Source organism: Burkholderia sp. SRS-W-2-2016, assembly GCF_001931485.1.
In the GTDB taxonomy this organism is placed as follows: Bacteria; Pseudomonadota; Gammaproteobacteria; order Burkholderiales; family Burkholderiaceae; genus Paraburkholderia.
This window is the reverse complement of record NZ_MSDV01000021.1, coordinates 42,853-62,626: the sequence shown is the minus strand read 5'-3', so window position 1 is coordinate 62,626 and position 19,774 is coordinate 42,853. Positions and strand designations below refer to the sequence as shown.

Genomic DNA, 19,774 nt, shown 5'->3' with positions numbered 1-19,774 from the left:
ACGGAAGACCCGCCAGCGTAGCGAATTGCGTTGATACAATCCAATACCGACTGAGGGCTTCAACAATACCTTTTCTGCATCGTTAAATTCCGGGGCTATCGTGATCGATGTGAAACCGCTGCGCTACTTCGTGACGCTCGCCGAAACGCGCCATTTCGGCCGCGCGGCGGCGCGGCTGAATCTGTCGCAGCCGCCGCTGAGCCGGCAGCTTGCGGCACTCGAAGCGAGTCTCGGCGTGACGCTGCTGGAGCGCAGTCCGCGCAGCGTGACGCTGACCGCGGCGGGCGAGCGTTTTTATGCCGATGCGAAGGCGATTCTTGCGTCGCTGGAGCAGGCGGTTAGCAACGCGCGGGCCGCCGCGCACGGCGCGGCCGGCAAGCTCGAAATCGGCTTTACGATGTGCTCCGCGTACAGCGTCGTGCCCGGCTATGCGCGCGCGTTCGGCGCCGCATATCCGGAGGTCGAGTTGAAGCTGCGCGAGGTGGTGTCGAACGATCTGGCCGCGCAGGTGCTGGCCGGCCATATCGATGCGGCGATCATGTTCCCGAACGTGCCCGACAAGGGGCTCGCGACCCGCACGGTGTTGAGCGAGCCGCTATGCGTGGCGCTGTCGCGCAGCCATCCTCGCGCGCGGGCGCGGCGTTTGAAGATCGCGCAACTGGCCGGCGAGCCGTTCGTGCTGGCGTTGGAGGAAGTCGCGCCGAGCCTGCGTGCGACGATCCTCGAACATTGCCGCTCGGGCGGTTTCGAGCCCGATATCCGCTTCGAGGTGCAGTTGCAGCAGACGGTGCTGAGTCTGGTCGATGAGGGTGTGGGGGTTGCGCTGGTGCCGTCGTCGATGCGCAAGGCGCAACTGGCCGGCGTGGTGTTCCGGCCGCTCGCGGATGCGCCGCTGATCGAGCAGGTGCTGGCGTGGTCGCCGGCGAATCGGAATCCTTGTTTGGAGCGGTTTTTGGAGTTGGCGTGAGGGGATGTCGTATTGTGCGCTCACGCGCACTTGCGTTCGATCGCCTGGAGCAACGGGCTGCCGGGCGCGATTCTGGTAAAAAACTGCGGCGGCTGAAAGCCTTCGGATACTTGTCGCAATTCCGTTAGCGAAATTGATCCAGCTAGCCGCTGCGGTTCATGCAGACCCAGCGCAAATCCTTTGCTGACGCCATCGAAGTACTGAAAAAACTCTTTCCGGGTGATACCGCAGACGTTTGCGAACCGCCGCCACAAAGTGGCTGGCGCAAGCGAATGCGCTTCACTGACCTTGGCATAGCCAACCACCCGGCCGACTGGAAGCTTCACATAGATCCAGACGACGGTTCCCTTCTTCACGTGCATGGCTCGCCGCCGCAACTCCACATGTTTGGTGCCCGTAAGGATGTTTTCCGCGTGCCGCTCTTCAAGCGAGATCAGCACGTGCTCAGGGTGTTCCATGGGCAAATCCTTCGGAGAGAATGCCTTGAAGCTGTGTGTCATTAATTGCACGGGTGGTGAGAAGGTCAGTCGGGCGGCCGCAGCCTAGTCGTTGGAGAGTCGAGCGGGGCACTGGGCGTTCAAAGTGAACAATGTTGTCAAATGCCGTCACCGTCTTCACCAGCGATTGACCGATAGCTTCGAGTCCAGCAGGGTCTAAAACCGATGGATCGAGATCAGCATTTTCCATCGCTTCCTGAGATTTAAGGTAGGCGTGCTGCACTCGTGCGATGGCGACAATTGCACCTTGACCTTGATTTTTCCCGGATTCGTAAAACAGGATGAGGTTACCACGCTCGAATCGTTTGAGCGTATTTGGACTGCTGAAATAGTGACGCTCTTCGTACAGTCTGGCTCGCGCGTGAGGCAAAAGACTTTTTTGTGCCGAATGCGCTAAAAGGTGTTCGGCATAACCGCGTTGTATTGGCGTAACGACCGCGGGTCTCCCGGGCAAACAGAAGAGTGCAGGCGAAAGAGAGGTTTCCAGCGTCATCAACGAAATATGTCCTACGTTTCCATCGGGTCGGACGAAACGAAGCTGTTGATCGACGCTTCGATACGTAGGCGGCGTGTCGGGGAGACGTGTCCGGCTAACCAGAAAAACTTCGTCCATGCGTCTAGCCCAGTTAGATACCGTGACGATGCCGCCCAACGCCAGCTTGGTTAATGAACTCTGACCTTCAAGTCCGCCAAAACCGAGCGTTGCCGCAATTTCACGTACGAGAGCTTGCTCGGGCGGAAAAATTAATCTGATCTGAGAGGTGCGTCCCGCCGTAACCTGTTCGATCAGATAGCCAAGCATCAGGCGTACCGCATTGCCTGAGCCTGGCTGCTTTTCATCGACGGCCAGATGAACCGCAACATCATTCGGCTTCATGGTTTTCGGCCATGTCATGTAGCCGGTCAAGCCGTTTGCTGACCAGACGCCAAACCGGTTGCAAACGTGCTCGTTCGAATCGATCCCCGCCCACTCAGTCACCAGGGCGGCGTTTGGAATGCCAAGTCCCGACAGAAGGTTGCGAACTTCCATTTCCTCTTCGCGACCGATGGGCATGATCGAAAGCAGATCGTTAGCGCCGGCTTCGAAAATCTCTTCGCGAGCCGCTTGCGCATTCAGGTCTTTGAATGCGCGAGGCGAGATAACATGGATCCCATATTGTTCATAGAGCTTGATCGCGGCATCGAGGATTGATGTGTCGTTCGTAATCAGGCCGGTCAGCCGATGCTGAATGGCGGTGGCCAGATGCCGCAAGTCGGACACGTCGTTATCTCTCAGTGTGCCGGTTCGATGTCGTTCCGGAAACACGATCGACGCAAGTGCGGGCGCCAGTACATCCCATTCTTTTTCAATCGTCGGGAAGGAAGGGAAAATACGCGCGTAGCTTTGCATCGGATCGGTGACGCCGACGCTTGCTGTGCGGGAGAGCTCAGCCATTATTTCGGTGCTGAGTGCGAGCCGACAGGAGCCGGCTCTTTCCATTCTGAACAGATCCAGGATTTCCTCGTTTCGCTGCCTGCGCGGGCCGAGATCGAACAGTACGTTAAGATCGAGCAAGAACAGCGGAATTTCAGGCGCGTAATCTGAATTCAAGCCGAGCGGGTCGGTAGTGTTCAATCCGCTTGGTGCGAATAGTTGCGGCGTATCGAGCTCATGACTGCGGACAAAGATCGTCCGGTTTTTAGTGTTGCCTCCCCGGGCAATTCGTTGGATATAAAACCCTTGTTCCTCCCAGAAATGATTTGCAGCGGCCAGATCTTCCGCGACTCTCGCATAGATTGAGATGAAGGCGTGTTCCGTCAGATATTGCTTTAGGTGATTCAATAATAACGTCGCAACGCGCCGCTTTCTGAAGGCCGGATCGACGAATACCTGCAGCACGTGACCCTTCGGATGTCTCGCTTCGAACAGCAGATGGCCTGCGTAAGCGAGACCGTCATTGTTGCGATCGACGGCGACCAGAAGTTGGTCTTTTCGAGCGAAATCATTGAGCATGCCTGCCGGAACAAACCCCAGAGCGTGTTTGTCGCTGTCCGCAGCTTGGCTAACTGTTGCAATGAAGGGCGCGACGTCGACATAGCGATCGAGAATATAAATAGAGCGATCTTCGGTAATCATTTTGATATTGGTCTTCTGACAGGAGCGCCGCAGGCCAGCGTGCGGTTGCCATGCGGTGTGTGATGCGCAGTTATCGAGCTCTGGTCGGATTGAATTGTTGTGGGAAGTGTTGCGATAAGCTGAAAAATCTACTCGTCAAGATAACATCGTCTTGGTGGTATGAATATTCAAAAACATCGAATAATGCTTAATGAATGAACATTTTTTATATCGGAGGGGTTTCTTGAAATATTGCGCTTTGTACTATTTAGAAGATAAATTATTCGCATAAATCCACGATGATCGAATTCGTGGTCGGCAGCCATTCGGCGCCGCTCAGACGCTCGCCGCCGGACTCGCCGGCGCCGCTTCGTCGGCCGGATAGCGCTGCGCGTCCTGCTTGATGCGCCGGCGCATCACGAACGTCCATCCCGTCAGCAGCCCGTACACACCATAGCGCAGCAGGTTCGACGCGAGCACCGCGCGCGGATCGTCCGGCCAGTGCAGCACGATCGCGCTGCGCAGCAGGTTCTCGCCGATCATGCCGATGCCCCAGACGAGCGTCATCAGACGGATGGAGGCGGCGAGCGTCGGACGCTCGCGCCAATGGCGCTCGAACAGGTCGGCGCCGCGATGGTCTTCGCGCGACATCGTCGAGCGCGCCAGATAGAACACCATCGGTTTGCGCAGCGCGAGCGACGCGACGAACACTACGCCGATAAAGCCCGACACCATCGGATCTTCGAGCGCTTGCAGATGCGTATCGCCGACAATCAATTGCACCGCCAGCGACGGCAGCACCCCCGCGAGCACCAGCGCGCTGAGCGCGTCGAAATGGCGGTAGCGCAACAGGTCCAGCGCCATCCACGCGAGCAACGGCAGCGCCGATGCGGCGAGCGCGCCGGTGGGCCCCCAGTGCGGCAGCGCGAACCGGTACGTGAGCCAGGGCAGCGCGACGTTGACGAGCAACGCGCTCAGATAACGCAGGCGGGATTTCATCGGCGGGATGAAAGCGGGTGTCAAAGGCGGTAGCCGTTGCGCGCGGGTCGGGCCGGTGCTTTGGGGCTTGCCAGCGTGCCAGCGAGCTAGCGCGAACTGATTCGGGCAGTGTAGGGCGAAGTTGCCGCGCCGGCCGTCGATGGCGGCGCGCGGCGAGGCGCTGGCCGAAGCGCACTTGCCGGGCAGCGGTCCGATCGTACGGAGCCCGTAATATCCTTCGAGGAGGCGCCGGCGCAAGCGTGCCGCGTGCCGCGTGCGGACGCGTGCGGCAGTTCGCGGATGAAACCGACTGTGTCGAACCGACCGTGTCAAACGCCACGACCTGCCTCGCCTCGCCTCGCCTCGTCGCCGAGGTAGGCACGCCGCGATGCAACGGCGGCGCGCCGTATCGAGCAAAAAGCCGCTATTTAGCGACCCTGATCCGCCGCCCGCCGCACCGCGATCAAGTCAGCCAGCTTCTCCACCTGCTGCCCCTGCGCATCGAAATTGCCCGCCTCGAGCCAGCGCGCGTAGCACTCGCGCAGCGCCGGCCATTCGCTATCGATGATCGAAAACCACGCGGTATCGCGATTGCGCTCGCGATACACGATCGCCTGCCGGAAGATCCCCTCGAACGTGAACCCGTAACGCAACGCGGCCTTGCGCGATGGTTCGTTCAGCGAATCGCATTTCCACTCGAAGCGTCGGTAGCCGAGCTTGTCGAACACCTCGTTCATCAGCAGGAACATCGCTTCGGTCGCGATGCGCGTGCGCTTGAGCCGCGGCGAATAGGTGACGTGGCCGACTTCGATCACGCCGTTCGCCGGATCGATCCGCATCAGCGCGAGCGTGCCGACAGGCTTGCCGGTCGCGACGTCGATCACCGTGTGATGCAGCGGATCCTTCGACGCCGCCATCCGCGTCAGATGCTCGCGATACGCGGCGAGGCTGTCGAACGGGCCGACGGTCAGATAGGTCCAGTCGCGGCCGTCGGCGGCCGAGCGGTAGGCGTCGAACAGCGCTTCGGCGTCGCGTTCGACGTCGACCGGTTCGAGCCGGCAATAGCGGCCCTGTAGCGGCGCGCGGCCCGGCGCCTGCGCGCCGTGCCAGCCGGGCACCGGCGCGCCGATCGGCTGACCGTAGGGGTTTTGTCTCGGTTCCATGTCTGTTCTCCTGTCGGTCGAGGCGGGCAATGAGGATGGTTGTCGATGGAGAACGATACGGCAAGCGTGGTATGTTCAAAAGATCCACGCCACGCCCAATCGATAGGTCCAGCCACTCATGCTCGAAATCATCGGCCCGCTCGTTCATGCGGACCCGCGTCCCGGTTTTGCCGGCACGGCGAGTGCCAAAGCCACTGCAACTGCCGATGCCAGTGCCGCTGTGTCTGCCGCGCGGCCCGCGCCGCTGCAGAAGCAACTGATCGAACGTCTGCAGCAGGCGATTCTCACCGGCCGCCTGCCGGCCGGCTCGCCGCTGCCGTCGTCGCGGCTGCTGGCCGCGGAAATGGGAGTGTCGCGCAACACGGTCGTGATCGCGTACGAGCATCTGGCCGCGGTCGGCTACGTGATTGCCGACCGCAAAGGGACCCGCGTGAGCCCGCTGTCGAGTCCGGCCGCGCGCGGCGAGCCGGCGGCGGCGCCGGCCCTGCCGGAAGTGACGTACGCGGCGCGCGTCGACCAGTTCGCCGCCGCGCACCAGCACGCGGACAACGCCTCTGCGCTGACCCCCGGCACGCCCGCGCTCGATCGCTTCCCGCTCGCCGCGTGGCGCCGCGCGCTGGAACGGGCGATGGAACCTGCGCTGCCGCAGGCGCTCGGCTACGGCCCGGCCGCCGGCGAGCCGGCATTGCGCGACGCGATCGCCGCGCATCTGCGGATGGCGCGCGGGGTGCGCTGCGACGGCTCGCAGGTCGTGATCACCGAGGGCGCGCAGGAAGCGCTGAACCTGTGCGTGCGTCTGTTCACGAACCCCGGCGAGATCGCGTGGGTCGAGGATCCCGGCTATCGCGGCGCAAAGGCCGCGTTCACCGCGGGCGACTTGCGCACGCTGCCGATTCCGGTCGACGCCGAAGGGATGGCCGCGCCGGACGACGCGTGGGCCACGCATCCGCCGAAGCTGATCTACACGTCGCCCGCGCATCAGTATCCGAGTGGCGCGGTGCTGTCGGTCGCGCGCCGGCTCGCGCTGATCGCGCACGCGCGGCGCTGCGGCGCGTGGCTGATCGAGGACGATTACGACGGCGAGGTCCGCCATACCGGCGAGCCGATCGCGAGCATGCAGGGGCTCGTCGACGACGCGCCGGTGCTCTACGTCGGCTCGTTCAGCAAGACGATGTTCCCGGCGTTGCGGATCGGCTTCGTCGTGCTGCCGCGCACGCTTGCCGCGCAGGTCGCTGTTGCACTGCGGGAACTGCTGCGCGGCGGACATCGGCTGGAGCAGCTGGCGCTTGCGCATTTCATCGAAAGCGGCGAGTTTGGGCGGCATCTGGGGCGGATGCGGCGCCTGTATCGCGAGCGGCAGCAGGCGCTGCGCGAAGCGCTCGCGCGGCACTTCGCGCCCGAGCTGATTCTCGGCGGCGACTGCGGGATGCACCTGACGCTGCGCTTGCCGGCATCGATCGACGATCGCGAGCTGGCGGCCCTCGCGCAGACGCGCGGGCTCAGTCCACGGGCGCTGTCGGGCTTTGCGACGGCGGCGTCGGCGCACGTCAATGGCCTGGTGATCGGCTATGGAAATACCACGGCGGAGCGGTTGGGTCCGGCGGTCGAGGTGCTGGCGGAACTGGTGCGGGAGTTGGACAAGCGGGCCGCTAAATCGGGCGCTAAGCCCGGCCGGCAGGCCCGCTCGCGCGGTACGAATCGCGTGTAATTTTTACGACTGTGCGCGCGGCTCGTGTCGCGCTATCGTGTCGTCTATGCACGGCGATTGCAGGGCTGACCGCCTGGCGTCGCCCGCATGTGCCGCTGTGGTGGACCGCCGCGTCGCGGGCGCGGTGCCGACACCGGCACGAACCATGCATTGGTTATTGATAACGATCTAATCCGACCGGAGACGACATGAAGGAAATCGAACCGACCCCGTGGTTTGAGCTTGCCACCGATACGCCCGTCCGCGAAGGCTGGTACGAGGTGCAGCTGGCGAGCGGGGACACGGCGTTCGCGAAGTTTGGCGACGGCGTGTGGACTGAAAAACCGTTGCTCGTATTCACGCACTGGCGCGGCCTGTCGGCCGATCCGTCGCAAGCCGAAGACGGCGCGGCCGAATCGATCGCCGCCGAAGCGACCGCGGCCGAAGGCGTGCGCGCCGCCTGGAACGCGTTCTTCCCGGGTCTGGGCGAAGAGCAGCACAAACCGCTCGATGCGCTGCCGAACGGCAAGGCGCCGCATTGAGGGTTGCTTGATGGTTGATTGAGGTTTGGCCCGAGCGGCGGTTCGTGGTGGCCGCCCGGGTGTCCAATTGCGTTTTTCTCTCCCCCGCTACAATCGGCGTCATCCTTTCCGACGCCAGACTCCCAAGCTATGAACGCCACTCGAGAACCCGTGGAATTGTCGCGCGCGACGCAACTGCTCAATCATGGACCGGTCACGATCATCACCAGCGCGCACGAGGGGCGCTCGAACGTGATGGCCGCATCGTGGGCGATGCCGCTCGATTTCAATCCGCCGAAGGTGGTGGTCGTCGTCGATAGCCGCACGCTGACGCGCCAGCTGATCGAGGCGAGCGGTGTGTTCGGACTGCAATTGCCGAGTCGCGGTTTCGCCGCGCAAACGCTCGCGGTCGGCACGCATGCGGGCGCCGAACTCGACAAGTTCTCCGCGTTCGAACTCGAAACTTTCGCCGCGCAAAAGATCGACGTGCCGATGCTGGCCGGCTGCATCGTGTGGCTCGAATGCAAGGTAATTCCGGACGATAGCCAGCGGCACGATCTGATCATCGGCGAAGTGGTCGCCGCGTATGCGGATAGCCGCGTGTATTCGCACAACCGCTGGCATTTCGGCGATGATCCGGACCTGCGCACCTGCCATTACGTGGCGGGCGGTACGTTCTTCGCAACCGGCGATGCGTTCGAGGTGGAGGCGGCGAACGCAGCGGCGCAGTGACGTGCGGTGTCTGGCGGAAAGCGGTTGGTGGGTTTTGCTTTCAGTTCTTGCCTTCGGCGAATGCCGTCAGTGCATCGCCGGCAAGCCGGTAGCGCACCCATTCGCTTTGCGGGTTCGCGCCAATCGCTTTATAGAAACCGATGGCCGGCTCGTTCCAGTCGAGCACGCTCCATTCGAAACGGCCACAGCCGGTTTCGCAGGCGATCTGCGCGAGATGGCGCAGCATCTGTTTGCCGGCGCCGCTGCCGCGCGATGCGGGCGATACGTACAGATCTTCCAGATAAAGTCCCTGTTTGCCGAGCCACGTCGAATACGAGAAGAAATAAACGCAAAAGCCGACGGGCTCGCCGTTCATTTCGCAGATCAGTGCTTTAGCGGGCGCGCCTTCTGAAAACAGGCTCTTTTCGATATCCGCGACAGTGGCGATTACTTCGTGCTCGGCTTTTTCATAGACCGCGAGTTCGGTGATGAAGCGCAGGATCAGGGCGGCGTCGGAGGTGGGGGCGGGGCGGATTTGGGTGGTCAAGGGAGGGCTCGGTGGGTTGGGGCGTGACGTACCGGAAAGTACTGGCTGTACTGGCTTCGGGTACGGTATTTCAGTGGGTCTATACAACGAAACGTCATATTACATCCGACTGTGCCGCAGAAGCCGCGAGACCAGGTCGTCATGAACGAAAACCCGCTGTATCGCGAACTGAATCAGCTTTGGAAAGCGCACGCCCATGATCTGAACGACGCATTCGAACAGGCATACGGTTCCCAGTTCGGCCCTGAACTGTGGGGCTATACCACCGCATCCTTTCTCGAAGAACTCCGACGTATTCTGACCGCAGGTAACGATTGACGCCTACCAGCAACTTCGTTTACTGTCGTTCCATGAACTACCAGCCGATCCCCTTCGCCGCGACCACCACCACGACCACCTTCACAGGCGGGTCGTCCGGAGGTTGCGCGCGCTAAAAGCTGGAACCCAGCACAGGCAGCGACAAACACTCAAAGGCCCCGCCGGCAACGGACGGGGCCTTTGTCGTTTCCGGTCTCTCCGTTTGCGGCATTCATCGTGTAATCGACCCAGCGGAGTAGAACCATGAACGACATCGACCATCGCGTACTCGGCAATAAACTCGATCTTTTCCATCAGCAGGAAGAAGGCGCCGGTATGGTTTTCTGGCATCCGCGCGGCTGGATGCTTTATCGCGTGCTCGAAGACTACGTGCGCGAGCGCATGCGGCGCGCGGGCTTTCGCGAGATACGCACGCCGCAATTGCTCGCGCGCTCGCTGTGGGAAAAGAGCGGCCATTGGGAGAAATTCGGTGCGTCGATGTATTCGCTCGACGACGCCGAAGCCGGTCGCGCGCTTTGTCTGAAACCGATGAGTTGTCCGTGTCACGTGCAGGTGTTCAGCCAGCGAGTGCGCTCCTATCGCGAACTGCCGGTTCGTTACAGCGAATTCGGTGCGTGTCATCGCGACGAGCCGTCCGGGTCGCTCGAAGGGCTGAAACGCACGCGCGCGTTCGTGCAGGACGACGCGCATGTGTTCTGCGCGCCCGCGCATATCGAGGGGGAAGTCGGCCGCTTCTGCGCGTTGCTGCGTGCGATGTACGCGGACCTCGGCTTTCCGGCTTTCAAGGTCGCGCTCGCGACGCGTCCTGAACTGCGCGCCGGCAGCGACGCCACGTGGGATCGCGCGGAAGCAGCGTTGGCCAACGCGGCGCGCGCGGCCGGGCTCGCGTTCGAGGTACTCGAAGGAGAGGGCGCTTTTTATGGGCCGAAACTCGAATTCCATTTGCAGGACAGTCGCGCGCGCAGTTGGCAGTGCGGCGCGATCCAGCTCGATTTCGTGCTGCCTGAGCGGCTCGACGCCGAATACGTGAACGAGCGCAACGAACGCGAGCGGCCGGTGATGATTCATCACGCGGTGCTCGGCAGCATCGAGCGTTTCATCGCGATGCTGCTCGAACATGATGAAGGCTGGCTGCCGATGTGGCTCGCGCCGGAACAGGTCGTGGTCGCGACGATTAGCGATGCGAATCAGGCTTACGCGGATGAGGTCGTGCGGGCGCTTGAGGAGGTTGGTGTGCGTGCATCGCTCGATGGCAGACCGGAACGGCTGGAGAAGAAGATCGTCGATGCGCGGGAGAAGCGGATGCCGGTGCTGGTCGTCGTGGGTTCGCGGGATCAACGCGATCGTACGATCAGCGTTCGGTCGCGGGATGGGCGGCAGGCGGTGTTTGCGTTGGGGGAGGGGGTTCAGTGTTTGAGGGGGATGAGCGCGCTCAGCGATGGAGGCGGAAAAATGGCCGCCCGCGGGTGTGCCTGGTGATTCGCTGTATGGCGGATTAGCCGATTCGTCACCCTGGAATCATCCGAAGGCTATAGCGGAGCGGCACTCAATGGGTTTAAGTTCGGGGATCAACGCAAACAGATGGCCTGCCCTATCCATTACTTTTCCTGATCAATCCGTAGCCAAAGAATCGTTTGTTGTCGCCGTGTGCCGCTTCGATAATTTTCTCCAATCCCGGCCCTTCAGGGGCCTAGGGGAAACAACTGATGCGAGCATGCATAGGAGACGACACGATGAACGCCCCCACCGAAGTCAAATACTTTCCTCTGACCCAACTGCAGACGGTGCTCAAGCCGATCGAGCAGGCTAGCGGCCTCGGCAACACGTTCTACACGGACGAGCAGTACTTCACGATCGAACGCGACAGCGTGCTGGGCCGGGACTGGGTCTGTATCGGTTTCGCGGACGATCTCAAGCAGAACTCCAGCGTCCAGCCGGTCGACTTCATGGGCCTGCCGCTGCTGATCACCCGCAACCGCGAAGGCACGCTGCAGGTCTTTCACAACGTCTGCAGCCATCGCGGGATGAAGCTGGTGCAGGAGGCCGGTGAAATCCAGGGCGTGATCCGTTGCCCGTATCACTCGTGGACCTACGACCTGAATGGCACGCTGAAAGGCACGCCGCACGTCGGCGGCATCAACCACCACAAGGACGAGCGCGTCCCCTGCGAAAAGCACGGGCTGAAAGCACTGCGCAGCCATGTGTGGATGGGCATGGTGTTCGTCAATCTGTCGGGGACCGCGCCGGAATTCGAAGAAGTGATTCGTCCGCTGACGGCGCGTTGGGCCGAATTCCTCGGCCCGGATGGCTACTCGCTGATGAACGTGCCGCGTGATGGCGGCGCGTGGTCGGTCGAGGTGGGCTGCAACTGGAAGCTCGCGGTCGAGAACTACTGCGAGGCCTACCATCTGCCGTGGGTCCATCCGTCGCTGAACTCGTATTCGCGCCTCGAAGATCACTACAACATCATGTTCGGCGAACAGTTCGCCGGTCAGGGCAGCTACGCGTACAACCTCGCCGATGTCGAAGGGACCTCGTTGCCGACGTTCCCGGCCTGGCCGGCCGATCGCATGCGCAACGCCGAATACGTCGCGCTGTTCCCGAACGTGCTGCTCGGCATCCAGGCCGATCACGCGTTCGCAATGATGTTGCAGCCGTTGGCCGCGAATCGCACGGTCGAACATCTGCGGCTGCTGTTCGTCGGCAAGGACGCTGCCGACGCCCCCGCCTACGCCGCGAGCCGTCAAGCGGTGCTGAACGCGTGGCGTGTGGTGTTTTCGGAGGACATCTCGGCGGTCGAAGGGATGCAGGCCGGACGCCAGTCGCCGGGCTTCAAGGGCGGCGTGTTCTCGCCGGAAATGGATGTTCCGACTCACTACTTCCATCAATGGATGGCGCGCCGCGTTCTTGCGAATGGCCAACCGCACGCGGAGTAAAGCATGAAACGCACGCAAGGCCATCACTGGCTCAACTTTATCGACGGCGCGTGGGTCGACAGCCCGAGCCGGCTCGACGTCGCCAACCCGGCAAACGGCGAGCCGATCGCCAGCGTCGCTCTCGCGACGATCGAGGACGCCCAGCGCGCGCTCGACGCCGCCACGCGCTGCGCGGCCAGCGGTGAGCTGACGCGCCAACGCCCGGCCGAACGGGTGCGCTGGTTGCTTCGGATCGCTGAAGAAATTCGCGCGGTCACCGAAGAAGGCGCCCGCATTCTGTGCCTGGAAAACGGCAAGCGCCTGTGTGACGCCCGTGACGAGTTTGTCGAAGCGGCCCGCTACTTCGAGTACTACGCAGGCCTCGCGGACAAACTCGAAGGCATCTCGGTGCCGCTCGGCGACGACTACGTGGATTTCACCCGCTACGAGCCGATGGGCATATCGGTGCAGATCGTGCCGTGGAATTTTCCGGTATCGATTTGCGCCCGCTCGCTCGCACCCGCACTCGCCGCCGGCAACGCGGTGGTCGTGAAGTCGCCGGAACTGTCGCCGCTCGGCATGTGCGTGCTGTTCGAGGCGATTGAGCGCGCCGGGCTCCCGCGCGGCGCCGCGCAGTTGCTGTGCGGCCTCGGTCGCGATGTCGGCGCGCATCTGGCCGCTAGTGAGCAGACCAAACAGATCGTGTTTACGGGCTCGGTCGCAACCGGCCGCGCGATTCTCGCCGCGGCCGCGCAATGGGCGACCCCGAGCGTAATGGAACTGGGTGGCAAGTCCGCCGCGGTGGTGTTCCCCGACTCGGATCGCGCGCAATTGCTCGCCAGCGTGAAGAGCGGGATCTTCTTCAACGCGGGGCAGGTGTGTTCGGCGATGTCGCGTCTGATCGTCCATCGCGACATCTACGACGAGGTGGTCGCCGAGGTCGCGAAGCTCGCCGGCGGGCTGACGATCGGCGCGGGTGAGCAGGACCCCGATCACACGCCTCTGATCAGCGCGAATCAGTTGGAGCGGGTCGTCGCGATGTGCAAGGACGCGATTGCCGAAGGCGCGCAAGCGGTCGCCGGCGGCGAGCGCGTGGCCAATCGCGCGGGCTTCTATATGCAGCCGACCGTGCTCGCGGGCGTGAGCCCAACCATGAACATCGCCTGCGATGAAGTGTTCGGCCCGGTGCTCGCGGTCATCCCGTTCGACACTGAAGACGAAGCGGTTGCGATTGCCAACGGCACGCCGTACGGACTGGTGGCAGGGGTATTCACGCGCGACATCAATCGCGCGCTGCGCTTCTCACGACGTCTGCGCGCCGGCCAGGTGTTCGTCAACGAGTGGTACGCGGGCGGTATCGAAACGCCGTTCGGCGGTGTGGGCCTGTCCGGCTTCGGCCGCGAGAAGGGTCAGGAAGCGATCTACAGCTACGTGCAAACGAAGAACGTCGCGATCCGGGTCGCCCAGGGTTCAGAGGTTTGAGGAGTCGGCAATGAAAAAGTGGCTCTGTGTGATTTGCGGGCTGATCTACGACGAGGCCGAGGGTTGGCCGAAGGACGGGATCGCGGCCGGCACTCGTTGGGAAGACGTGCCCGAAGAATGGAAGTGCCCGGACTGCGGCGTCGGCAAAGCGGACTTCGAGATGATCGAAATCCGTGAGCCGGTCGAGGCGGTTGCAATGCCCGCTGTCGCCGCATCACGTCGCGAAGGACCGCTGGTCATCATCGGCTCCGGTCACGCCGGCTATAGCCTCGCGCAGGCTGTCCGGCGCCAGGATCCGAATGCCGAAATCGTGGTCCTCACGCGTGAATCCGGGCATCTGTATTCGAAGCCTGCTCTGTCGATCGCGACCTCGCAGCAGCGCAGCCCCGACGCGCTGATCGCCGAAGCGCCGTTGCAGATCGAACAGCGCCTGAAGATCCGCGTTTATTCGCATTGCGAAGTACAGTCGATCGATGCCGACGCGCATCAATTGCGCACCAGCCACGGCACGCTGCATTACTCGCAACTGGTCCTCGCGCTGGGCGCGAGCCCGGTCCGGCTCGATGTCACCGGACGCACGGATGCGCTGCTGAGCGTGAACAACCTCGACGACTACCGGCTGTTGCGCGACCGGCTCGACGGCGCGTCGCGGGTGGCGATCATCGGCGATGGCCTGATCGGCTGCGAATTCGCGAACGATCTCGCTGCCGGCGGCTTCGACGTGAACGTGATCGGCATCGGCAAATGGCCGCTCGAACGGCTGTTGCCGCAGCAGGCCGGCACTCACTTGCAACGCGCGTTGACCACGCTCGGCGTCACATGGCATCTGGAAAATTCGGTCAGCGAAATTCTCGGCGAGCCCGGCGCGTGGACGCTCCTGCTGGCAAACGGCACGCGGCTCGACGCGGACGTGGTGATTTCAGCAGTGGGCCTCGCGCCGAACGTTGCGCTCGCCGCGGCTTGCGGGATCGAGGTAGGTCGGGGGATTCGCACGGACGCGCAACTGCGCACCAGCGTCGCGGATATCTTCGCGCTCGGCGACTGCGTCGAGATCGACGGGCGGCCGGCGCCGTACCTCGCACCGATCAATCACGGCGTCGACGCGTTGGCGCGCACGCTGACCGGCCAGCCGAGCGACGTGCTGTATCCGCCTATGCCGGTGCAGGTCAAAACGCCCGCCGCGCCGCTGATCCTGTTGCCTTCGTCAGCCGCGCACGCGTGTGACGAATGGCGTATCGACCAGACCGGCGACGGCTTCAGTTGCGGACATTTCGACAGCAGCGGCCAGATGCGCGGCTTCGCGCTGATCGGCCATCAGGCGCAGGCACTGCGCGGCAGTTGGGTCGAGCAATGCAAGCCGCGCCCAATCAATCAGATTTCCTGAATAAGCAGACCAACCAAGCAGGCAAATGAAATGAATCTGCCCCATGATGACAACACCTGCGGCTGGTACGCCGCGTTGCCGTCGCCGGCTGCGGAGCGCCGTCTCGTCGGCCGCCAGATCGCCGACTATGCGGTGATCGGCGCCGGCTTCGCCGGCCTTGCCGCCGCGCGCCGTCTCGCTGCGCACGAGCCGGATGCGCGCATTGTGCTGGTCGACGCGCAGCGTGTCGGCGAAGGTGCGTCGGGCCGGAACTCCGGTTTCGTGATCGATCTGCCGCACAAGTTCGCGCTCGAGAATCCGGATCCGGTATTCAAGCAGCGTCTGCTGCGCCTGAACCGCGCGGCGATCGGGCAATTGCAGTCGCTGGTCGACGAACACGGCATTGCGTGCCAGTGGTCGCATGCCGGCAAGTACCAGGGCGCGGTCGGCGAACGCGGACTCGCGTATCTCGCGCACTTCGAGAAACTGATGAGCGCGCTCGGCGAGCCGTTTCACGCGGTCGAGGGAGCGGAACTCGCGAAAGTACTCGGCACCTCGCACTACAGCCGCGCGGTCTACACGCCAGGTTGCTATCTGATGCAACCCGCCGCGCTGGTACGCGGACTCGGCGCGTCGCTGCCGGAAAACGTCGAGTTGCTGGAGAACTCGCCGATCACCCGGGTCGAGCGCGACGGCACCGGCGGCTACGTGCTGCATGGTGCGAACGGCGAAATCCGCACGCGCAAGCTGCTGCTCGGCACGAGTATTTTCACGCGCGAATTCGGCTATCTGGAGAACCGCCTGCTGCCGGTGATGACGTTCGCGAGCTGGACCGCGCCATTGACCGCCGAGCAGAGCAAGCGTTATGGCGGCACCTTCGACTGGGGCCTGACGCCTGCCGATCACGCCGGCACGACTGTGCGAATGACGCAGGATCGCCGCCTGATCATTCGTAATACTTACAAGCACGTGCCGAAATACGGCCGCAGCATCGGCGACGCGACACGCGACGACATTCGCGTCGAGCATCGCAAGGCTTTTCTCGCGCGCTTTCCGGAACTCGCCGACGTGCCCTTCACGCATACATGGGGCGGCGTCTACGCGATCTCGCGCAATTTCACGAATTTCTTCGGCCAGCTCGAAGACGGCGTATTCGCGGCGGCCTGCGATAACGGCGTCGGCGCGGCGTGGGGCACGATCTCCGGCACGCTGCTCGCCGATCACGCGGTCGGCGCGCAGTCGTCGTTGCTCGACGACATTCACGCGGTTACCGGCATGCCGTCGCTGAATCCGCCGGAGCCGTTCCTCGGCCTCGGCGTGCGCACGCGGATCCGGCTCGCGGCGTGGCAAAGCCGGGCCGAACTATGAGCGCGGCGCGCACTCATGTGACCGGTGGCGTGCAACTGGTCGATCACGCGGAACTCGGTTTCCATGTTCGCGGCGGACCGCCGGGCGCGGCCTATGTCGCGCGCGCGATCGCCGACGAAGTGTCGCCGAATCTCGGCATCGGTTTCGCGCGCTGGCAAGGCGCGCGAGTCAGCTGGACCACGCTGTACGAAGAGGTGATCTTCACGATCGAAGGTTCTCTGGAGGTGGAGGCCGACGGACACACGCATCACGTGAAACCCGGTCAGGTACTGTGGATTCCGAAGTCGACTTCGCTGGTGTATGCCGGCTTCGCATTGTTCGGTTACGTCGTCTATCCGGGCAACTGGAAACAGACGCTCGACGAAGCGTGCGGCGACGGCATCGTCACACGCGCGCGGCGCCGTTGAGCGTGCTCGAGCCGGGCGCAAGCGCTCGAGCTTGCGCCCGCTTGACGCCGCCGGGCGTTAAGGCACAATCTCAGGCCTGACGATTTCCGCCAGAAAATGCCGGCGAGAGTGGAGCGCTCGTCGCGCGGCGCGAGAGATCGCATATAAAAGAAGTCCCCGGAGACAGCCTTCCCATGAGGATCCAGCCATTGCCGCCGTTCAAGGCGCTGGTCGCTTTCGAAGCGACCGCGCGCCTTGGCAGCTTCACGCGTGCCGCCGACGAACTCAACGTGACGCAAGGCGCGATCAGCCGGCAAATCGGTCTGCTCGAAGACATGCTCGGAGCCCATCTGCTCGATCGCACGACGCGCTCGGTGCGTCTCACGCCGACCGGCGAACAATACTTTCAGTCCTGCAGGGAAGCACTGCTCGCGCTCGCCGACGCAACGCAACTGATCAAGCGCTGGCACGGCGATCAGCAGGTGACAGTGGCCACCAGCACCGCGCTCGCGTCGCTGTGGCTGCTGCCGCGAATCCCCGAATTCAACGAAAGTCACGAAGGGATCGACCTGCGAATCGTCGCGTACGATCACGTGAAGGACTACCGCAAACTCGAATGCGACCTCGCGGTGTACTACTGCAAAAGTCCGCCCGAGCACATCAAGTACACGCCGATCTGCAACGAGGAGATCTTTCCGGTTTGCAGCCCCGCGTATCTCGCGCGCCATAACGGGCTGAGCCGCGCGGAAGATCTCGCCTGCTGCACGTGGCTGTGGCTCGACGATTCGGAGCGCGACTGGGTCACGTGGAGCGAATGGTTCCGCCGCATCGGCGTCGCGCCGGTCACGCCGCGCAACAAGATCAACCTCAATAACTATTCGATGGTTATTCAGGCCGCGCTGAGTGGGCAAGGCGTCGCGCTCGGCTGGAGCAATCTGATCGATCCATATCTGAAGAACGGTACGCTGGTTCGTCCGGTGCCGGAAACGCTGCAAACCGAGGGACAGTTTCTGGTGCTCGAACCGTCCGGTCCTCATGAGCGGCGCAAGAGCGTCGGCAGCTTCAGGGACTGGCTTCTCTCGCTCAAATAAGCGCTTCTGCAAGGTTCGCGGCGGCCCGCTTACTTGCCGCCCATCTTCATAGGTATCGTCGCGGATGCCGGGACCTCGTGCGTTCGTCTGCTTTGTCTATGATAAAAATTGATGAATGCGCGCACGAAATATCGTTTGTCCGCGCTTATTGATTTCCACAAACTGTCCTTGTGGTTGATGCAGGTCAAGGCTTCGACAACCCGGTAACGGGCGGCCTTTCGTCCCACTAAATACACAAGGAGACATCATCGTGCCCAAGGCATTTCCCCATTCCGCGTCCCTATCCGGCGCTCCCGCCGGAGCGCTTTCGCGCAAACAGCGCGGGTTCCTCGCGAAGCTGACGGTTCTGATTTCCGGCGGCATGTTTATCGACGGCTTTATCCTCGGCAGCATCGGCATCGTGATGCCGGCGATCACTCACGACCTGCAACTGTCGCTCGCGTGGCAGGGCTTGATCGGCGCTTCCGCGTTGGTGGGCATTTTTATCGGCGGTCCGCTCGGCGGCTGGCTCGCCGACAAGGTCGGCCGCAAGCCGATGTTCACGGTCGACCTGGCGATCTTCCTGGTCGGGTCGATCGCGCAGTTCTTCGTGACCGAAGCGTGGCAGTTGTTCGTGGTCCGGATTCTGATGGGGATCGCGATCGGCGCCGACTACTCGATCGGTTGGCCGCTGCTCGCGGAATTTGCACCGGCACGGCTGCGCGGCAAATTGCTCGCGGTTCTCGAAGTGGCCTGGTACGTCGGCTACCTGATTTCCTACGCGATCGGCTGGGCGCTGACGGAATCGTCCAGCGCCGGATGGCACGTGATTCTGGGCCTGAGCACGGTCCCGACGGTGATCGTGTTCCTGATGCGCCTCGGTACGCCGGAGTCGCCGCGCTGGCTGATGAGCAAAGGCCGCCGCGACGAAGCGAAGGCACTGGCCGCCGAGCATATGTCGCACGACGAACAGCTCGACCTGCATGCGCAAGGTGTGGCGGGCAAGCAGGGATTCGCGCGGCTGTTCTCGCCCGAGTACATCCGCAACACCATCTTCGTGTCGGTGTTCTGGGTCTGCAACGTGACGCCGTACTTCGCGATCGGCGCGTTCGCTCCGGTCGTGCTGCAAAAACTCGGGCTCAAGGAGGGGCTGACGGGTGGGCTGGCGCTCAATGGCGTCGCGGTACTCGGCACGGTGCTGGCGGTCGTGCTGATCGAACGGGTCGGCCGCCGCAAGCTGGGCATTCCGCCGTTCTTCATCTCGGCGCTCGCGCTGATGTGCGTCGCGCTCTTCGCCCATGCGTCGCCGACCATCATCCTCGTGTGCTTCTTCACGTTCTCGCTGGTCAATGCAATGTCGACGACGCTGTGCGGCGTCTACCCGGGCGAGGTGTTCCCGACTGAAATTCGCGGTATGGGTGTCGGTTTCGCGACCGCGTTCTCGCGGGTCGGCGCGGCCGCGGGTACTTTCCTGCTGCCGGTCGTGATCGGTTCCTTCGGCGTGAGTACCGCGATGCTGATCGCGGCCGGCATCAGTCTGTTCGGCGGGATCGTGTCTTACGCACTGGCGCCGGAAACGCGCGGCAAGCTGCTGAGCGAGGCGTCGGCGCCGCACCGCAAAAGCGAATCGCTGGTCCCGTCCGGCGAGTTGAAATCCGCGCGCTGACTGCGCGCGGGCGGTGCCGCGCGCTTTCCTGCGCGGCGCC

The 19,774-nt window shown here is 63.1% G+C and carries 18 protein-coding genes; 13 read left to right on the top strand and 5 right to left on the bottom strand.

The features are described 5' to 3' along the window. Positions 1–100: 100 nt before the first annotated feature. Positions 101–967: a LysR family transcriptional regulator gene (locus tag BTH42_RS09340; RefSeq protein ID WP_075298186.1), complete on the top strand. Its 867-nt coding sequence runs from the start codon at positions 101–103 to the stop codon at positions 965–967. 20 nt (positions 968–987) lie between these two features. On the opposite strand, the gene BTH42_RS09335 is transcribed toward BTH42_RS09340, so the two are convergent. The 4 genes from BTH42_RS09335 to BTH42_RS09320 all read right to left on the bottom strand — a co-directional run bounded on the left by BTH42_RS09335 (position 988) and on the right by BTH42_RS09320 (position 5,700). Further along, positions 988–1,425, bottom strand: a complete 438-nt coding sequence (locus BTH42_RS09335) for a transcriptional regulator (protein ID WP_075298184.1) — start codon at positions 1,423–1,425, stop codon at positions 988–990. Next, positions 1,412–3,580 carry a GNAT family N-acetyltransferase gene (locus tag BTH42_RS09330; protein WP_075298182.1) on the bottom strand — a complete coding sequence of 723 codons (2,169 nt, stop codon included), beginning with the start codon at positions 3,578–3,580 and terminating at the stop codon, positions 1,412–1,414. Before BTH42_RS09330 ends, BTH42_RS09335 begins: the two co-directional genes overlap by 14 nt. Before the next feature lie 315 nt (positions 3,581–3,895). Next, the gene (locus BTH42_RS09325) at positions 3,896–4,558 is read right to left on the bottom strand and encodes a VC0807 family protein (RefSeq protein ID WP_075298180.1); all 663 of its coding nucleotides are present in this window, start codon (positions 4,556–4,558) and stop codon (positions 3,896–3,898) included. A gap of 407 nt (positions 4,559–4,965) precedes the next feature. Continuing rightward, positions 4,966–5,700, bottom strand: coding sequence for a GNAT family N-acetyltransferase (locus BTH42_RS09320; RefSeq protein WP_075298178.1), 735 nt, complete (start codon positions 5,698–5,700; stop codon positions 4,966–4,968). Between the two features lie 118 nt (positions 5,701–5,818). On the opposite strand from BTH42_RS09320, the gene BTH42_RS09315 reads away from it, so the two are divergent. From BTH42_RS09315 to BTH42_RS09305, 3 genes are all read left to right on the top strand, one after another. Beyond that, positions 5,819–7,408 (top strand): PLP-dependent aminotransferase family protein, encoded by a 1,590-nt coding sequence (locus BTH42_RS09315; RefSeq protein WP_075298176.1) that lies wholly within the window; start codon positions 5,819–5,821, stop codon positions 7,406–7,408. 188 nt (positions 7,409–7,596) lie between these two features. Further along, positions 7,597–7,929 (top strand): hypothetical protein, encoded by a 333-nt coding sequence (locus tag BTH42_RS09310; protein WP_075298174.1) that lies wholly within the window; start codon positions 7,597–7,599, stop codon positions 7,927–7,929. Between the two features lie 129 nt (positions 7,930–8,058). Next, on the top strand, positions 8,059–8,640 hold the full coding sequence (locus BTH42_RS09305) for a flavin reductase family protein (protein WP_075298172.1): 582 nt from the start codon (positions 8,059–8,061) through the stop codon (positions 8,638–8,640). A 40-nt stretch (positions 8,641–8,680) separates the two neighbouring features. On the opposite strand, the gene BTH42_RS09300 is transcribed toward BTH42_RS09305, so the two are convergent. After that, a complete protein-coding gene (locus BTH42_RS09300; RefSeq protein ID WP_075298170.1) occupies positions 8,681–9,166 on the bottom strand; it encodes a GNAT family N-acetyltransferase in 486 nt (161 codons plus the stop codon). 141 nt (positions 9,167–9,307) lie between these two features. Between BTH42_RS09300 and BTH42_RS35385 the strand changes: the two genes are divergently transcribed. The 9 genes from BTH42_RS35385 to BTH42_RS09255 all read left to right on the top strand — a co-directional run bounded on the left by BTH42_RS35385 (position 9,308) and on the right by BTH42_RS09255 (position 19,734). Next, complete coding sequence (locus tag BTH42_RS35385; RefSeq protein WP_178392141.1) at positions 9,308–9,484, top strand: contact-dependent growth inhibition system immunity protein; 177 nt, start codon at positions 9,308–9,310, stop codon at positions 9,482–9,484. Positions 9,485–9,727: 243 nt separating this feature from the next. After that, complete coding sequence (gene thrS / locus BTH42_RS09290; protein ID WP_075298165.1) at positions 9,728–10,963, top strand: threonine--tRNA ligase; 1,236 nt, start codon at positions 9,728–9,730, stop codon at positions 10,961–10,963. 254 nt (positions 10,964–11,217) lie between these two features. Next, entirely contained in the window at positions 11,218–12,420 is a 1,203-nt protein-coding gene (locus tag BTH42_RS09285) for an aromatic ring-hydroxylating dioxygenase subunit alpha (protein WP_075298163.1), read from the top strand. Between the two features lie 3 nt (positions 12,421–12,423). Next, positions 12,424–13,881 carry an aldehyde dehydrogenase family protein gene (locus BTH42_RS09280; protein ID WP_075298161.1) on the top strand — a complete coding sequence of 486 codons (1,458 nt, stop codon included), beginning with the start codon at positions 12,424–12,426 and terminating at the stop codon, positions 13,879–13,881. A gap of 10 nt (positions 13,882–13,891) precedes the next feature. Further along, positions 13,892–15,265, top strand: a complete 1,374-nt coding sequence (locus tag BTH42_RS09275; RefSeq protein WP_075298159.1) for an FAD-dependent oxidoreductase — start codon at positions 13,892–13,894, stop codon at positions 15,263–15,265. Positions 15,266–15,295: 30 nt separating this feature from the next. Beyond that, positions 15,296–16,612: an FAD-binding oxidoreductase gene (locus BTH42_RS09270; RefSeq protein ID WP_075298157.1), complete on the top strand. Its 1,317-nt coding sequence runs from the start codon at positions 15,296–15,298 to the stop codon at positions 16,610–16,612. After that, positions 16,609–17,019, top strand: a complete 411-nt coding sequence (locus BTH42_RS09265) for an ethanolamine utilization protein EutQ (protein ID WP_075298155.1) — start codon at positions 16,609–16,611, stop codon at positions 17,017–17,019. Before BTH42_RS09270 ends, BTH42_RS09265 begins: the two co-directional genes overlap by 4 nt. Positions 17,020–17,192: 173 nt before the next feature. Then, positions 17,193–18,089: a LysR substrate-binding domain-containing protein gene (locus BTH42_RS09260; RefSeq protein ID WP_075298153.1), complete on the top strand. Its 897-nt coding sequence runs from the start codon at positions 17,193–17,195 to the stop codon at positions 18,087–18,089. Positions 18,090–18,339: 250 nt separating this feature from the next. Further along, positions 18,340–19,734: an MFS transporter gene (locus BTH42_RS09255; RefSeq protein WP_075298151.1), complete on the top strand. Its 1,395-nt coding sequence runs from the start codon at positions 18,340–18,342 to the stop codon at positions 19,732–19,734. The last annotated feature ends 40 nt before the right edge of the window (positions 19,735–19,774 follow it).

Excerpts from the sequence above, each read along its gene's own strand:
- BTH42_RS09335 (WP_075298184.1), bottom strand. The coding sequence starts at position 1,425 with ATGGAACACCCTGAGCACGTGCTGATCTCGCTTGAAGAGCGGCACGCG.
- BTH42_RS09330 (WP_075298182.1), bottom strand. The coding sequence starts at position 3,580 with ATGATTACCGAAGATCGCTCTATTTATATTCTCGATCGCTATGTCGAC.
- BTH42_RS09325 (WP_075298180.1), bottom strand. The coding sequence starts at position 4,558 with ATGAAATCCCGCCTGCGTTATCTGAGCGCGTTGCTCGTCAACGTCGCG.
- BTH42_RS09320 (WP_075298178.1), bottom strand. The coding sequence starts at position 5,700 with ATGGAACCGAGACAAAACCCCTACGGTCAGCCGATCGGCGCGCCGGTG.
- BTH42_RS09315 (WP_075298176.1), top strand. The coding sequence starts at position 5,819 with ATGCTCGAAATCATCGGCCCGCTCGTTCATGCGGACCCGCGTCCCGGT.
- BTH42_RS09310 (WP_075298174.1), top strand. The coding sequence starts at position 7,597 with ATGAAGGAAATCGAACCGACCCCGTGGTTTGAGCTTGCCACCGATACG.
- BTH42_RS09305 (WP_075298172.1), top strand. The coding sequence starts at position 8,059 with ATGAACGCCACTCGAGAACCCGTGGAATTGTCGCGCGCGACGCAACTG.
- BTH42_RS35385 (WP_178392141.1), top strand. The coding sequence starts at position 9,308 with ATGAACGAAAACCCGCTGTATCGCGAACTGAATCAGCTTTGGAAAGCG.
- thrS (WP_075298165.1), top strand. The coding sequence starts at position 9,728 with ATGAACGACATCGACCATCGCGTACTCGGCAATAAACTCGATCTTTTC.
- BTH42_RS09285 (WP_075298163.1), top strand. The coding sequence starts at position 11,218 with ATGAACGCCCCCACCGAAGTCAAATACTTTCCTCTGACCCAACTGCAG.
- BTH42_RS09280 (WP_075298161.1), top strand. The coding sequence starts at position 12,424 with ATGAAACGCACGCAAGGCCATCACTGGCTCAACTTTATCGACGGCGCG.
- BTH42_RS09275 (WP_075298159.1), top strand. The coding sequence starts at position 13,892 with ATGAAAAAGTGGCTCTGTGTGATTTGCGGGCTGATCTACGACGAGGCC.
- BTH42_RS09270 (WP_075298157.1), top strand. The coding sequence starts at position 15,296 with ATGAATCTGCCCCATGATGACAACACCTGCGGCTGGTACGCCGCGTTG.
- BTH42_RS09265 (WP_075298155.1), top strand. The coding sequence starts at position 16,609 with ATGAGCGCGGCGCGCACTCATGTGACCGGTGGCGTGCAACTGGTCGAT.
- BTH42_RS09260 (WP_075298153.1), top strand. The coding sequence starts at position 17,193 with ATGAGGATCCAGCCATTGCCGCCGTTCAAGGCGCTGGTCGCTTTCGAA.